The 13,251-nt window shown below is 63.7% G+C and carries 14 protein-coding genes and 1 tRNA gene; 7 read left to right on the top strand and 8 right to left on the bottom strand.

Annotation, left to right across the window (positions count from 1 at the left end; all coding sequences use genetic code 11):
• Positions 1–2: 2 nt before the first annotated feature.
• The 5 genes from ugpE to ABIB95_RS27645 all read right to left on the bottom strand — a co-directional run bounded on the left by ugpE (position 3) and on the right by ABIB95_RS27645 (position 5,121).
• Complete coding sequence (ugpE, locus tag ABIB95_RS27665) at positions 3–851, bottom strand: sn-glycerol-3-phosphate ABC transporter permease UgpE (RefSeq protein WP_063980180.1); 849 nt, start codon at positions 849–851, stop codon at positions 3–5.
• Complete coding sequence (gene ugpA, locus ABIB95_RS27660) at positions 851–1,732, bottom strand: sn-glycerol-3-phosphate ABC transporter permease UgpA (protein WP_063980179.1); 882 nt, start codon at positions 1,730–1,732, stop codon at positions 851–853. The genes ugpE and ugpA overlap by 1 nt, the downstream gene beginning before the upstream one ends.
• Before the next feature lie 47 nt (positions 1,733–1,779).
• Positions 1,780–3,096: a sn-glycerol-3-phosphate ABC transporter substrate-binding protein UgpB gene (gene ugpB, locus ABIB95_RS27655; RefSeq protein ID WP_135214036.1), complete on the bottom strand. Its 1,317-nt coding sequence runs from the start codon at positions 3,094–3,096 to the stop codon at positions 1,780–1,782.
• Positions 3,097–3,316: 220 nt separating this feature from the next.
• Positions 3,317–4,519, bottom strand: coding sequence for a CaiB/BaiF CoA transferase family protein (locus tag ABIB95_RS27650; RefSeq protein ID WP_354243906.1), 1,203 nt, complete (start codon positions 4,517–4,519; stop codon positions 3,317–3,319).
• Between the two features lie 176 nt (positions 4,520–4,695).
• A complete protein-coding gene (locus tag ABIB95_RS27645) occupies positions 4,696–5,121 on the bottom strand; it encodes an organic hydroperoxide resistance protein (protein WP_045004850.1) in 426 nt (141 codons plus the stop codon).
• 154 nt (positions 5,122–5,275) lie between these two features.
• Between ABIB95_RS27645 and ABIB95_RS27640 the strand changes: the two genes are divergently transcribed.
• Positions 5,276–5,734 carry a MarR family winged helix-turn-helix transcriptional regulator gene (locus tag ABIB95_RS27640; RefSeq protein WP_028149792.1) on the top strand — a complete coding sequence of 153 codons (459 nt, stop codon included), beginning with the start codon at positions 5,276–5,278 and terminating at the stop codon, positions 5,732–5,734.
• A 49-nt stretch (positions 5,735–5,783) separates the two neighbouring features.
• On the opposite strand, the gene ABIB95_RS27635 is transcribed toward ABIB95_RS27640, so the two are convergent.
• The 3 genes from ABIB95_RS27635 to ABIB95_RS27625 form a co-directional block, all read right to left on the bottom strand.
• Complete coding sequence (locus ABIB95_RS27635) at positions 5,784–6,020, bottom strand: GIY-YIG nuclease family protein (RefSeq protein WP_166063842.1); 237 nt, start codon at positions 6,018–6,020, stop codon at positions 5,784–5,786.
• 163 nt (positions 6,021–6,183) lie between these two features.
• Positions 6,184–6,259: transfer RNA gene (locus tag ABIB95_RS27630), tRNA-Ala, on the bottom strand.
• Between the two features lie 96 nt (positions 6,260–6,355).
• Complete coding sequence (locus ABIB95_RS27625) at positions 6,356–6,763, bottom strand: TIGR02300 family protein (protein WP_063980175.1); 408 nt, start codon at positions 6,761–6,763, stop codon at positions 6,356–6,358.
• A 170-nt stretch (positions 6,764–6,933) separates the two neighbouring features.
• Here ABIB95_RS27625 and aroA point away from each other — a divergent pair, with 170 nt between their 5' ends.
• The 6 genes from aroA (at position 6,934) to ABIB95_RS27595 (ending at position 13,194) form a co-directional block, all read left to right on the top strand.
• Positions 6,934–8,271, top strand: coding sequence for a 3-phosphoshikimate 1-carboxyvinyltransferase (gene aroA, locus ABIB95_RS27620; RefSeq protein WP_354243904.1), 1,338 nt, complete (start codon positions 6,934–6,936; stop codon positions 8,269–8,271).
• Complete coding sequence (cmk, locus tag ABIB95_RS27615) at positions 8,268–8,906, top strand: (d)CMP kinase (protein ID WP_354243901.1); 639 nt, start codon at positions 8,268–8,270, stop codon at positions 8,904–8,906. The genes aroA and cmk overlap by 4 nt, the downstream gene beginning before the upstream one ends.
• Positions 8,907–9,172: 266 nt before the next feature.
• Positions 9,173–10,876, top strand: coding sequence for a 30S ribosomal protein S1 (gene rpsA / locus ABIB95_RS27610; protein WP_071908897.1), 1,704 nt, complete (start codon positions 9,173–9,175; stop codon positions 10,874–10,876).
• Between the two features lie 396 nt (positions 10,877–11,272).
• Complete coding sequence (gene sppA / locus ABIB95_RS27605; RefSeq protein WP_028149797.1) at positions 11,273–12,253, top strand: signal peptide peptidase SppA; 981 nt, start codon at positions 11,273–11,275, stop codon at positions 12,251–12,253.
• 171 nt (positions 12,254–12,424) lie between these two features.
• The gene (locus ABIB95_RS27600; protein WP_007598410.1) at positions 12,425–12,730 is read left to right on the top strand and encodes an integration host factor subunit beta; all 306 of its coding nucleotides are present in this window, start codon (positions 12,425–12,427) and stop codon (positions 12,728–12,730) included.
• 71 nt (positions 12,731–12,801) lie between these two features.
• The gene (locus ABIB95_RS27595) at positions 12,802–13,194 is read left to right on the top strand and encodes a lipopolysaccharide assembly protein LapA domain-containing protein (RefSeq protein WP_063985960.1); all 393 of its coding nucleotides are present in this window, start codon (positions 12,802–12,804) and stop codon (positions 13,192–13,194) included.
• Positions 13,195–13,251 lie beyond the last annotated feature (57 nt).

The raw sequence follows: 13,251 nt of genomic DNA, 5'->3' as shown, positions 1-13,251 counted from the left end.
TTCTACTTTTCCGTCTCGACCAGGCCGCGCACGAACAATTTCTGCATGGCGACGACGACGAACACCGGCGGCAGCATGGCCAGCACGGCGGTCGCCATCACGATCGGCCATTCGGTCAGCGCATCGGTGGTGGTGATCATCTTGCGGATGCCGACCTGGATGGTCTGCATGTCGTCGCGCGTGGTGATCAGCAGCGGCCAGAGATATTGATTCCAGCCGAGGATGAAGAGGATCACGAACAGCGCCGCCATGTTGGTGCGCGACAGCGGCAGCAGCGTATCCCAGAAGAAGCGCAAGGGGCCGGCGCCGTCGATGCGCGAGGCCTCCAGCAGCTCGTCCGGCACGGTCATGAAGAACTGGCGGAACAGCAGCGTCGCGGTGGCCGACGCGATCAGCGGCAGCGCGAGGCCGGCATAGCTGTCGAGCATGTGCAGATCGGCGACGATCTTGTAGGTCGGATAGATGCGCACCTCGACCGGCAGCATCAACGTGATGAAGATGATCCAGAAGATCGCCATCCGGAACGGAAAGCGGAAATACACGATCGCATAGGCCGAGATGATCGAGATCGCGATCTTGCCGATCGCGATTGCCAGCGCCATCACCAGCGAGTTCAGCATCATGTTGCCGACGGGCTCGCGGGTCGAGCCGCTCGTGCCGACGAAGATGGTCTTGTAGTAGACCTCGAAGAAGTGTCCGCCCGGCAGCAGCGACATCTGCCCGTTCGCGATCAGGGCGTTGTCCTGGGTCGAGGCGACGATCGCGATGTAGACCGGGAATGCGACGATCGCGATCCCGATCCAGAGAATCGCGTGGGCGACGTAGCGCCGAAAGCCCTCTTCTTCGACCATCAGTAGGTCACCTTGCGTTCGACGAAGCGGAACTGGATTCCCGTCAGCACGATCACCATGACCATCAGGATCACCGATTGCGCTGCCGAGCTGCCGAGATTGCCGCCGAGCAGGCCGTCGGAATAGACCTTGTAGACCAGCGTGACCGTCGATGTGCCGGGACCGCCGCGGGTCATGGTGTCGATGATGCCGAAGGTGTCGAAGAAGGCGTAGACGATGTTGACGACCAGCAGGAAGAAGATCGTGGGCGACAGCAGCGGGAAGGTCACGGTCCAGAACCGCCGCATCGGACGGGCGCCGTCGATCGCGGCGGCCTCGAACACGCTTCGGGGGATGGCTTGCAGGCCGGCGAGGAAGAACAGGAAATTATAGGAGATCTGCTTCCACGCCGCGGCGAGGATGATCAGCCCAGCCGCCTGGTTGCCGTCGAGCAGCGGATTCCAGTCGACGCCCAGGTTGCGCAGATAGCGCGACAGCACGCCGAGCGAGGGATGCAGCATGAAGATCCAGAGCACGCCGACGACGGGCGGCGCCACCGCATAGGGCCAGATCAGCAGCGTGCGGTAGAGCATTGAGCCGCGCAGCGGCTTGTCCGCCATCACGGCGAGCAAGAGCGCGAAGGACAGCGACGAGACGGCGATGGCGAACGAAAAGACGAACGTACGGACAACCGCCTCGAAATAGGCCGGGTCCTTGAACAGGTCCTGATAATTCTCGAACCAGACGAAGCTTGTCGACAGACCGAAGGCGTCCTGGAGCAGGAAGGATTGGATCACCGCCTGCGCGGCCGGCCAGTAGAAAAAAATCAGGACGATCGCGAGCTGCGGCGCAACCAGCGCGTAGGGCAATAGTTTTGCTTGGAAAATGGCTTGCTTTTGCATGATGTCAGGTGAGCGGCAGGCCGGCTTGCGGCCTGCCGCTCATCGCCTCACTTGACGGCAGTCTTTTCGAACTGGCGCAGCATCGTGTTGCCGCGCTCGACGGCAGCATCCAGCGCCTGCTTGGCGGTCTTCTTGCCGGCCAGCGCCTGCTCGATCTCTTCCGACCAGACGTCACGCAGCTGAACCATGTTGCCGAGGCGCAGACCGCGCGAATTGTCGGTTGGCTCCTTGTTGGTCAGCTCGATCAGCGGGGTCTCGAGATAGGGCTGATCCTTGTAGAAGCCTTCTTCCTTCGCCTTGGCGTAGGCCGCCTTGGTGATCGGCAGATAGCCCGAGGCCTTGTGGATGTAGACTTGGCGATCGGTGTCCGAGAGGAAGGTCAGGAACTTCGCGACACCCTTGTATTCGTCGGCCGACTTGCCGCCCATGACCCAGAGCGAAGCGCCGCCGATGATCGAGTTCTGCGGCGCGCCCTTGACGTCCGGATAGTATGGCATCGGCACGGCGGTGAAGTTGAACTTGGCCTGCGCCTTGACGTTGCCGAAGAACGCCGACGAGGTCAGGTAAATCGGGCATTCGCCGGAGGTGAAGCGGCCTTCGCCGGTGTTGGTGCGGCCGGCATAGTCGTAGGTCTTGGTCTTCTGCAGCTCGACCAGGGTTTCGAGATGCTTGACCTGGAGCGGGCCGTTGAACTCGAGCACGGTGTCGAAGCCGTCGAGGCCGTTGGCCTTGCTGGCGAGCGGCACGTTGTGCCAGGCGGAGAGCTGCTCGAGATTGACCCAGGTGACCCAGGAACCCGAGAAGCCGCAGGTGTCATGACCCGCAGCCTTCAGCTTCTTGGCGGCCTCGAACGTTTCCGGCCAGGTCTTGGGGATCTCGACATTCGCCTTCTTGAGCTCGTCGAGGTTGACCCACATGACGGTCGACGACGAGTTGAACGGGAAGGACAGCATCTCGCCCTTCGAGGTCGAGTAGTAGCCGGTGATGGCGGGCAGATAGATCTTGGGGTCGAACTTCTCGCCGGCCTCGGCCATCAGCTTGTAGACGGGTTTTACGGCGCCGGTCGCGGCCATCATGGTCGCGGTGCCGACTTCGAACACCTGCATGATGTGCGGGGCGTTGCCGGCGCGGAACGCCGCGATGCCGGCGTTCATCGTATCGGGATAGTTGCCCTTGTAGGTCGGGATCACCTTGTAGTCGGTCTGCGAGGCGTTGAAGTCGGTGGCGAGCTTGACGATGACGTCGTTGTTGGCGCCGGTCATCGCGTGCCACCACTGGATTTCGGTCACGGCCAAGGCCGGCGATGCGCCCATGCCGATCGTGATCGCAACTGCGGCAGCCGCCCCAAAGTGTCGAAGAGCCATCAAGTAAACCTCCCTTGGCCGTCAAAAAGAAGCGCTTGCGCTAGCAGCGCCATATGACGTTCACATGACTGTGTAAGCGGGAGAAACGAAAGCAGCAAGCGCGGCCAAAAGGGAAGCCGTCAAATAGGCGAATGCCGAGCGCGCAGCCTCCTCTGTTCGCGGCGCACATGCGTGCCCGCGCCGCAGTGCGGCATTTGCTCGGGTGAGGCGGCGAGGGCGTCTAGCGCTTGCGCTCGGGGCCGCAGACGGTGCCCTTTTCGACCATCGCGTCGATCTCCGATTTGGAGTAGCCGAACTCGCCCAGCACCTCCTGGGAGTGCTGGCTGAATTTCGGCGGCAGGCGGCGCAGGCTCGGCTTGCTGCGATCGAGCCGGATCGGCGAGGCCACGCCCTTGTACCAGTCCTTCTCGATGACATCGCCGCGGGCGATCGTGTGCGGGTTGGTCAAGGCCTGGTCGATCTTCTGCACGGGACCTGCGGGCAGGCCGGCGGCGAGCAGACGATTGCACAGCGGCTCGGCCTCGTGCTGGCTGAACACGGCGGCGAGCTCGGCCCGCAGCGCCTCGCGATTGGCGATGCGGTCCTTGTTGCGGGCAAAGCGCGGATCGGTGCCGAGCTCGGGCTTGCCGATTTCCTTGGCGAGCTTGCGGAAGGTGCCGTCATTGCCGACGCCGATGAAGATGTCGTCGGTCTTGGTCGGGAAGATCGCGTAAGGCACGAGGTTGGGATGCTCGTTGCCGGTGAGCGACGGCGGCTTGCCGTGCATGAAATAATTCGCGGTGTGCGGATGCATGATGGCAAGGCCGGTCTCGTACAGCGTCGTCTCCAGGAACTGGCCCTGGCCCGAGCGCTGCCGCTCCGACAGCGCCATCAGGATGCCGATCGCCGCATAGAGGCCCGTCGTGATGTCGACCAGCGGCACGCCGATCCGCATCGGTCCGCTCTCGGGCGAGCCGGTCGCCGCGATCATGCCGGTCATCGCCTGGATGATGGCGTCATAGCCGGGATTGCCGCCGCGCGGTCCGTCGGCGCCGAAGCCGCAGATCCGGCAATGCACCAGGCGCGGGAATTTCTTGCTGAGCACATCGTTGCCGATGCCCCATTTCTCCAGCGTGCCCGGCTTGAAATTCTCGATCAGGACGTCGGCTGTCTCCAGCATCTTGAGCAGCACGATTCGGCCGCCCTCGGAGGCGAGGTCGAGGCCGATCGAGCGCTTGTTGCGGTTGATGCCGATGAAATAGGCCGCGTCTTCCTCGTGGAAAGGAGGGCCCCAGTCGCGCACCTCGTCGCCGGCGGGCGGCTCGACCTTGATCACGTCGGCGCCGTGGTCGGCGAGGATCTGGGTGCAGTAGGGACCGCCGAGCACGCGCGTGAGATCGATGACGCGCAGTCCGCTCATTGCGCCCAAAACGGCTTCAGTCATGCCTTCGCTTCCCCTGTGTCGATCATTGATCACAGGCCTAGCGAGGTTTTTTTGCGCCAGCAATGGCTTGGTGCGTAGGGGCGTATGCGGTGCCGCCGTGCAATCCCGCGGCGTGGCAAAACAAAGGAAAGCGGCCGGCCCGAGGGGGATCTCGGGCCAGCCAATCCGCCGTTTGATCAGACGACCGTCAGGCGAACGTCGACATTGCCGCGCGTGGCATTGGAGTAGGGGCACACCTGGTGGGCCTTCTCGACCAGCGCCTCGGCTTCCGCGCGGGCGAGGCCCGGCAGCGAGACGGCCAGATCGATGTCGAGACCGAAGCCGCCGGCCGCGCGCGGGCCGATGCCGACGGTGGAGGTGACCGAGGCGTCAGCCGGAACCTTCGGGCCGCCCTGCGAGGCCACGAACTTCATCGCGCCGATGAAGCAGGCAGCATAGCCGGCCGCAAACAGCTGCTCGGGATTGTTGCCGGCGCCGCCGCCACCGCCGAGTTCCTTCGGCGTGGTGAGCTTGACGTCGAGCGCGCCGTCGAGGGTCGCCGCATGGCCGTCGCGGCCGCCGGTGGCCTTTGCGCTGGTCTTGTACAGGACGTTTACCGACATTTTCGTCTCCTCAGGTCTTCGGGTTGGGGTGGAACCTACATCGCAAACAATTAGATTGCGCGCAATTGAAATTTGCATGCCTCACATTTAATTGTTCGCAATTGAATGTACGGCCGCCCGGTCCCAGAATGGAGGAAACCGCGTGAGATTCTCGATGCCCCGGAAATTATCGGCGCTGGACCCGCAGCGCCTCGACAACCAGATCTGCTTCGCGGTCTATTCGGCCGCGCATGCCTTCAACCGGGTCTACAAGCCGCTGCTCGACCGGCTCGGCCTGACCTATCCGCAATATCTGGTGATGCTGGTGCTGTGGGAGCGTGACGACGTGCCGGTCAAAGACATCGGCGAAAAGCTGTTCCTGGATTCGGGCACGCTGACGCCGCTGCTCAAGCGCCTCGAGGCCGCCCACCTCGTCAGGCGCACGCGCTCGCGCGAGGACGAACGTCAGGTGCTGATCGCGCTGACCCCGCAGGGCCATGCCTTGAAGGAAAAAGCGCGCGCCGTGCCGCAATCGATCCTGGCGGCGTCGGACTGCTCGGTGTCGGAGCTGGTCGCGATGAAAGACGAGATCGTGGCGCTGCGGGATCGGTTGAATGCGGTGATCGGGGAGTAGGGGGGGCGGCGAGCTCAATCCTCTCGTACCTCGCCGCGAGTTTCTCTCCTCAAAGCCGCTTCTTTGCAAATGCGCGGCCCGAAGCTGATTTCAGATATTTCTCGAACGCAACAGCCTTAGCCTCATCGCTGAAAGCGATGTAGGTCTTGATGCGCCATGGGCCATACTTTGATGTATGTGGCACTTCGCCGGCGTTGTGCTTTGCGAGCCGGGCTCGCAGATCATCAGTGATGCCGATGTAGAAATGGCCGGAATCGAGGCTTTCGAGAATGTAGACGTACTTCATCCTATCCCCCGCCTTGCGCAGTGGATGGACAGTATCTCTCAGGATAAGCTTTTGCCGAGGCCCGGCTTCGCCCTTCGGGCTACGCCGCGGCAGCCTTCGCTAGCTTCGCTACGATGGAGCGGAGCTGGCTTGCCGAGCCGTGGCTCGCGAAGCGAGCGAAGGCTGGTGGAGCCAGGCGGGATCGAACCGCCGACCTCTTGCATGCCATGCAAGCGCTCTCCCAGCTGAGCTATGGCCCCTTAGTCTTCCAGTTGGGAGGATCCTGGTGGATCACTCCCGACCGCCGAGCCTGGTGACTCGCGCGGTGCACCCTTTTTCACAGATCAGGGCTGATCTCAAGTCTCTTCATCACCTCCGACATCACCAATGATGTCCGTGACGTCCTCATCGCCCTCTTCGTCGTCGGCGATAAAGGTCGAATCATCGTCGTCATCGTCCTCGATGGTCTCGTCGACCTCGATGTCGTCCTCGGATTCGGGCACCGCGGCCTTGACCTTGCCGGTGTTTTCCTCGGCGTCGGCCTCCTCGAGCGAGACCTCTTCGACTTCTGCCGGCTCCGGCGTGGTGTCGGCAGCCGGCGTGTGGCGAGGTTCGGCGCCGCGAGTCGCGCGGGCCGGCGCCACAGGCGCGATCGGGACGACTTCGCCGGTATAGGGCGAGATCACCGGATTCTTGTTGAGGTCATAGAACTTCTTGCCCGTGGTCGGGCAAATACGTTTGGTTCCGAGTTCGGACTTGGCCACGGCAGGAATCCTGGGAATGTCTGAAAAGCGGTGTTTCACTTGGCTAGTTGGCGGCCCGCTGTCAATAGCGCATTACGGGAGAAAGACATGCCCGTGACGGCGGGCAGACCTTGTGGTACCTGCCCCGCGAGCCCCGCAGGGATGTTTCGGGCCTATCCAAGGACACAAACTTGACTGATTCCGACAAGCCGACGCCGCTTCAGTCGCGCGCAAGCGGTCCCCTGACCGGGAAAGTACGGGTCCCCGGGGACAAGTCGATCTCCCACCGTGCCCTCATCCTGGGCGCGCTCGCGGTCGGCGAGACCCGGATTTCGGGCTTGCTCGAGGGCGAGGACGTCCTCAACACCGCCAAATCCATGCAGGCGCTGGGCGCCAGGGTCGAGCGCACCGGCGATTTCGCCTGGAAGGTGAACGGCGTCGGCGTCGCCGGCTTTGCCGAGCCCAGGGCAGCGCTTGATTTCGGCAACTCCGGTACCGGCTGCCGGCTCGTCATGGGCGCCGTCGCCGGCTGCCCGATTTCGGCGATTTTCGACGGCGATGCCTCGCTGCGCAGCCGCCCCATGCGCCGGATCCTCGACCCGCTCGAGAAGATGGGCGCCAAAGTGGTGTCCGGCGGCGAGGGCGGCCGCCTGCCGCTGACCGTCCAGGGCGCGCGCGATCCGCTGCCGATCACCTACAAGACCCCGGTCGCCTCGGCCCAGATCAAATCCGCCGTGCTGCTGGCGGGCTTGGCCGCGCCCGGCACCACGACGGTGATCGAGACCGAGGCCAGCCGCGACCATACCGAGCTGATGCTGAAGCACTTTGGCGCCGACATCACCTCCGCGCAGGAGGGTCAGCACGGCCGCCGCATCACGCTCGTTGGCCAGCCCGAGCTGCACGGCGCCACCGTCGTTGTGCCCGCCGATCCCTCTTCGGCGGCCTTCCCGGTCGTCGCGGCGCTGATTGTCGAAGGCTCGGATGTCGTCCTGTCCGACGTGATGACCAATCCGCTGCGCACGGGCCTGTTCACCACGCTGCGCGAAATGGGTGCCTCGATCGAGGAAAGCGAAGTCCGCGGCGATGCCGGCGAGCCCATGGCGCAGCTGCGCGTGCGCGCGTCGAAACTGCGCGGCGTCGAGGTGCCGCCGGAGCGCGCGCCCTCGATGATCGACGAATATCTCGTGCTGGCGGTGGCGGCTTCCTTCGCCGAGGGCACGACCATCATGCGCGGCCTCCAGGAGCTGCGCGTCAAGGAATCCGATCGGCTTGAGGCCACCGCCGACATGCTCCGCGTCAACGGCGTCAAGGTCGAGGTCTCCGGCGACGACCTGATCGTCGAGGGGCGTGGCCACGTTCCGGGCGGCGGCACAGTCGCCACGCACATGGATCATCGCATCGCGATGTCCGCGCTGGTGATGGGCTGCGCCTCCGACCAGCCCGTGACCGTCGACGACACCGCCTTCATCGCCACCAGTTTCCCGGACTTCATCCCGATGATGCGTTCGCTTGGGGCCGAGTTTTCATGATCATCGCCATCGACGGGCCCGCGGCCTCGGGCAAGGGGACGCTCGGCAAGCGCCTCGCCCACCATTACGGCTATCGTCATCTCGATACCGGCGTCATTTATCGCGCGGTGGCCTACGCCGTGGTGGAATCCGGTCATGATCTCCGGGACGAGGCGGCTGCGGTGCAGGCTGCGCTGGAGCTTGATCCCGAAAAGTTCGGCAATCCCGCCCTGAAGACCCAGGAGGCCGGCGAGGGCGCCTCGATCGTCTCGGCGATCCCCAGGGTTCGCGAGGTCCTGCTCAATTTCCAGCGGCAATTCGCCGCCGATCCGCCCGGCGCCGTGCTCGACGGCCGGGACATTGGAACCGTGATCTGCCCCCATGCCGACGTGAAGATCTTCGTCGTGGCCGACCCCAGGGTCCGCGCCCGCCGCCGGACCATGGAGGCCAAGGCGAGGGGCGAGGAGGCGGACGAGGCGGCGGTGCTCGCTGACATCATCCGGCGCGACGAGCGCGACAAGAACCGGCCGATTGCGCCCTTGAAACCGGCCCCGGATGCTTACTTGCTAGATAACTCCCAACTGGATATAGAAGGCGGCGTCCGGGCCGCCATCGACATTATCGAGGCCGTCCGAGCGGGCCGGTCGCGGGGTTAAGCCGCCGCCGTCATTGGAGGAAGCGCCCGCTCCCGCTCTTTGAGGTCGATAACCCCGGTCCCCTGTTTGGGCCCGGCGCGATCCAGGCTCCGGACCAAGATTTCCACGTATCGAACGCGCGGGCCTCAGCCGGCCCGCCTCCGCTGTTCCGCCTCCATGCCGGAGCAACGAGCGGTCGCTCGAAGGTCTTGCGGACCTTCCGACACTGCGTGTGCGATGCGCCCATGAACCCAACGGCCGGCACGACATCCGCAACTGGAGAACAAATGGCTTCGACTTCTGCTGATACCTATAGCCCGTCGCGCGACGATTTCGCCGCGATGCTCGACGAGTCCTTCGCAGGTGGCAACCTGCAGGAGAGCTCCGTCGTCAAGGGCAAGGTGGTTGCAATTGAAAAAGACATGGCCGTCATCGACGTCGGCCTGAAGACCGAGGGCCGCGTTGCCCTGCGCGAATTTTCCGGCCCCGGCCGTGAGAGCGAGATCAAGGTCGGCGACGAGGTCGAAGTGTTCCTCGATCGCATCGAGAACGCCCTCGGCGAAGCCGTGCTGTCGCGCGACAAGGCGCGTCGCGAGGAGAGCTGGGGCAAGCTCGAGAAGGCCTTCCAGAACAACGAGAAGGTCAACGGCGTCATCTTCAACCAGGTCAAGGGCGGCTTCACCGTCGACCTCGACGGTGCCGTGGCCTTCCTGCCGCGCTCGCAGGTCGACATCCGTCCGATCCGCGACGTTGCGCCGCTGATGAACAACTCGCAGCCGTTCCAGATCCTCAAGATGGATCGCCGCCGCGGCAACATCGTCGTCTCCCGCCGCACGGTGCTGGAAGAGACCCGCGCCGAGCAGCGTCAGGAGCTGGTGCAGAACCTCGAAGAGGGTCAGGTCATCGACGGCGTGGTCAAGAACATCACCGATTACGGTGCGTTCGTTGATCTCGGCGGTATCGACGGTCTGCTGCACGTCACCGACATCGCGTGGCGCCGCGTCAACCACCCGACCGAGGTGCTCTCGATCGGCCAGACCGTGAAGGTCAAGATCATCAAGATCAACCACGAGACGCACCGCATCTCGCTGGGCATGAAGCAGCTGCTGGACGATCCGTGGCAGGGCATCGAAGCCAAGTACCCGCTGGGTGCCCGCTTCACCGGCCGCGTCACCAACATCACCGACTACGGTGCGTTCGTCGAGCTCGAGCCGGGCATCGAAGGCCTGATCCACGTCTCCGAGATGTCGTGGACCAAGAAGAACATGCACCCCGGCAAGATCGTTTCGACCTCGCAGGAAGTCGAAGTGCAGGTGCTGGAAGTCGATTCCGTCAAGCGCCGCATCTCGCTCGGCCTCAAGCAGACCATGCGCAACCCGTGGGAGGTCTTCGTCGAAGGTCACCCGACCGGTTCGGTGGTCGAAGGCGAGGTCAAGAACAAGACCGAGTTCGGTCTGTTCCTGGGCCTCGAGGGCGACGTCGACGGCATGGTCCATCTCTCCGACCTCGACTGGAAGCTTCCGGGCGAGCAGGTGATCGACAACTACAAGAAGGGCGACGTGGTGAAAGCCGTGGTGCTCGATGTGGACGTCGAGAAGGAGCGTATCTCGCTCGGCATCAAGCAGCTCGAAGGCGACCCCTTCGCCGAGCCGGGCGATGTCAAGAAGGGCGCGGTCGTGACCTGCGAAGTGCTCGAAGTGAAGGAAAGCGGCATCGAGGTGAAGATCACCGGTACCGACTTCTCGACCTTCATCAAGCGTTCGGAGCTCGCCCGTGACCGCAACGACCAGCGCGCCGAGCGCTTCGCCGTCGGCGAGAAGGTCGATGCCCGCGTGATCCAGTTCGACAAGAAGGCCCGCAAGGTCCAGGTGTCGATCAAGGCGCTCGAAGTCGCCGAAGAGAAGGAAGCCATCGCGCAGTACGGCTCCTCCGATTCGGGGGCGACGCTCGGTGACATTCTCGGCACCGCGCTCAAGAACCGCGACAAGTAAGCGAAACGCCTGTTTCGCAACCATCAAAGCCCCGGCGCGAGCCGGGGCTTTTTTGTTGCGGCAGCATACTCAACTGTCGTCCCGGGCGCGCGACTTGTCCGCCGTAGCTCGAAGAGCGAAGGCGGAAGCGCGAGCCCGGGACCCATAACCACAGGATCGAGTTTGGCGAAGACTCGTGGTTGCCAATTCGCGCGACAACTTCTCCCTGGGGGTATGGGTCCCCGCGTCCGTGCGCAATTGCGCACTAGGCGGGGATGACATCTGAGTGCTTGGCTACCATCCGGCCTCACGCAGCCTTGTTTTCTTCAAATTACGCCGCAATTGATGTATCCAGATAAGCCATTGGTCACGCTGTGACGGCACAACGCGCCCAGCCTTTCATTTGGAGATATTCCGATGTCGCTCGATTCGGACATCATCGTCGATCGCCGCAGGATTCGTCGCAAGCTGACGTTCTGGCGCGTGATGGCTGCGCTGATCGCGATCGCGGCGATTGCGGGCTTCGCGCTGATCGCAACACCTGGTGCGCGCGGCACGTTCGCATCCGCCGGCTCGATCGCGCGGGTCCAGATCGATGGCCTGATCCGCAGCGACTCCGATCGCACCCAGGCGCTGGAGCGACTGGAGAACTCGCAGGCCGCCGCCGTCATCATTCACATCAACTCGCCGGGTGGCACCACCGCCGGCTCCGAGCAGCTTTATGATTCGCTTGTACGGCTGAAGGCGAAGAAGCCGCTCGTCGTCGTGGTCGAAGGCCTCGCCGCGTCCGGCGGTTACATCACCGCGATTGCGAGCGACCACATCATTGCCCAGCAGAGCTCGCTGGTCGGTTCGATCGGCGTGCTGTTCCAGTTTCCCAACGTCACGGAGCTGCTGAAGACCGTCGGTGTGAAGGTCGAGGAGGTGAAATCCTCGCCGCTGAAGGCCGCGCCGAACGGTTTTGAGCCGACCAGCCCCGAGGCACGCGCCGCGCTCGATGCGCTGGTGAAGGATTCCTATGCCTGGTTCAAGGGATTGGTGAAGGAGCGGCGTGGCATGGATGACACGCAGCTCGAAAAAGTCGCCGATGGCCGCGTCTTCACCGGACGCCAGGCGATCGATCTCAAGCTGATCGATCAGCTCGGCGACGAGAAGACCGCCGTGACCTGGCTGGTCGAGCAGAAGGGCGTCAAGAAGGGCCTCACCGTCCGCGATTACAAGCTCCAGCCCCGCTTTGGCGATCTGCCGTTCCTCAAAACAGCTGCTGTCGTCACGCTGGAAGCGCTTGGTTTAGGCTCGATTGCGCATCAGATCGGGCAAACCGGCGTCGCGCAGGCCGTCGATCGGCTCGGAATGGATGGAATGCTGGCCCTGTGGCAGCCGGCAGCGTCAAATTGATGGAACCGGGCGAGCTTCAGAGGCTTTTCCCGTCTGGCGGGTAGCGGGGCAGCCCGCTTTTTCGGCATTTGTCACGCATTTTCCCGACGCTCAACCTTCATTTAGCGTCTTGACAGATCACAGTATTTTCACGGAAATGGTCATCCGCACGCTTCCGGGTCCTATCTCTCGATGATCAAATCCGAACTTGTTCAGCGTATCGCCGAGCACAACCCGCATCTGTACCAGCGGGATGTCGAGAACATTGTGAATGCGATTCTCGAAGAGATCGTAGCGGCTCTCGCGCGCGGTGATCGCGTCGAGTTGCGCGGCTTCGGTGCCTTCTCGGTCAAGCATCGCCCTGCGCGCGCAGGGCGCAATCCGCGCACCGGCGCCCATGTGCCCGTCGATCAGAAGAGCGTTCCGTTCTTCAAGACCGGCAAGGAAATGCGCGAACGGCTGAACCGCGACCATCCGGATCCCGGCGCGCCAGACTGAGACCGGCGTCAGGGTTTTCCGCGGTCGCGAGCGATGCGGCCGGAAGCTTGATTCAAGGCGAGCGAAGCGAGATGCGAAAGTTCCTGACCGCGCTGATCGTAATTCCGCTGGGCCTGATCCTGGTGACCTTCGCGGTCGCCAACCGGCATTTCGTCACGGTCTCATTCGATCCCTTCATTACGAACGACCCGTCATTCTCGGTGACGTTGCCGCTGTTCCTGCTCCTCATCCTGGTGGCGGCCCTCGGGGTCCTCGCGGGCGGCTGCGCGGTCTGGTTCGGCCAGCGGCGCTGGCGGCGCGCGGCGCGCCGGAATGATGCGGATGCACGGGCTGCCAGGACCGAATTGGCCGATCTGCGGGCCCAGGCGGCCGCAGCGAAGCCCCAGCCCCAGCGCCTCCCCGTTCCCTCCGGGGTTGGCCTTTACGGGCCCATCGGGCGAGACAAGCAGCGCGCGACGTTGTAGAAGCGGCCGCAACCGAAAACCCGATTTTCCGGCCGCAGACCCGCGGCCTTCACCTGC

The sequence above is a fragment of the Bradyrhizobium sp. LA2.1 genome (assembly GCF_040547725.1).
In the GTDB taxonomy this organism is placed as follows: domain Bacteria; phylum Pseudomonadota; class Alphaproteobacteria; order Rhizobiales; family Xanthobacteraceae; genus Bradyrhizobium; species Bradyrhizobium barranii.
Note: the sequence above shows the minus strand (reverse complement) of the source record. Positions and strands in the feature narration are given on the sequence as shown.

What these genes read in the sequence shown, in the direction of transcription:
- ugpE (WP_063980180.1), bottom strand. Translation starts at nt 851, where the DNA reads ATGGTCGAAGAAGAGGGCTTTCGGCGCTACGTCGCCCACGCGATTCTC.
- rpsA (WP_071908897.1), top strand. Translation starts at nt 9,173, where the DNA reads ATGGCTTCGACTTCTGCTGATACCTATAGCCCGTCGCGCGACGATTTC.
- ABIB95_RS27645 (WP_045004850.1), bottom strand. Translation starts at nt 5,121, where the DNA reads ATGTCGGTAAACGTCCTGTACAAGACCAGCGCAAAGGCCACCGGCGGC.
- ugpB (WP_135214036.1), bottom strand. Translation starts at nt 3,096, where the DNA reads ATGGCTCTTCGACACTTTGGGGCGGCTGCCGCAGTTGCGATCACGATC.
- ugpA (WP_063980179.1), bottom strand. Translation starts at nt 1,732, where the DNA reads ATGCAAAAGCAAGCCATTTTCCAAGCAAAACTATTGCCCTACGCGCTG.
- sppA (WP_028149797.1), top strand. Translation starts at nt 11,273, where the DNA reads ATGTCGCTCGATTCGGACATCATCGTCGATCGCCGCAGGATTCGTCGC.
- ABIB95_RS27635 (WP_166063842.1), bottom strand. Translation starts at nt 6,020, where the DNA reads ATGAAGTACGTCTACATTCTCGAAAGCCTCGATTCCGGCCATTTCTAC.
- ABIB95_RS27595 (WP_063985960.1), top strand. Translation starts at nt 12,802, where the DNA reads ATGCGAAAGTTCCTGACCGCGCTGATCGTAATTCCGCTGGGCCTGATC.
- ABIB95_RS27600 (WP_007598410.1), top strand. Translation starts at nt 12,425, where the DNA reads ATGATCAAATCCGAACTTGTTCAGCGTATCGCCGAGCACAACCCGCAT.
- cmk (WP_354243901.1), top strand. Translation starts at nt 8,268, where the DNA reads ATGATCATCGCCATCGACGGGCCCGCGGCCTCGGGCAAGGGGACGCTC.
- ABIB95_RS27640 (WP_028149792.1), top strand. Translation starts at nt 5,276, where the DNA reads ATGCCCCGGAAATTATCGGCGCTGGACCCGCAGCGCCTCGACAACCAG.
- ABIB95_RS27650 (WP_354243906.1), bottom strand. Translation starts at nt 4,519, where the DNA reads ATGACTGAAGCCGTTTTGGGCGCAATGAGCGGACTGCGCGTCATCGAT.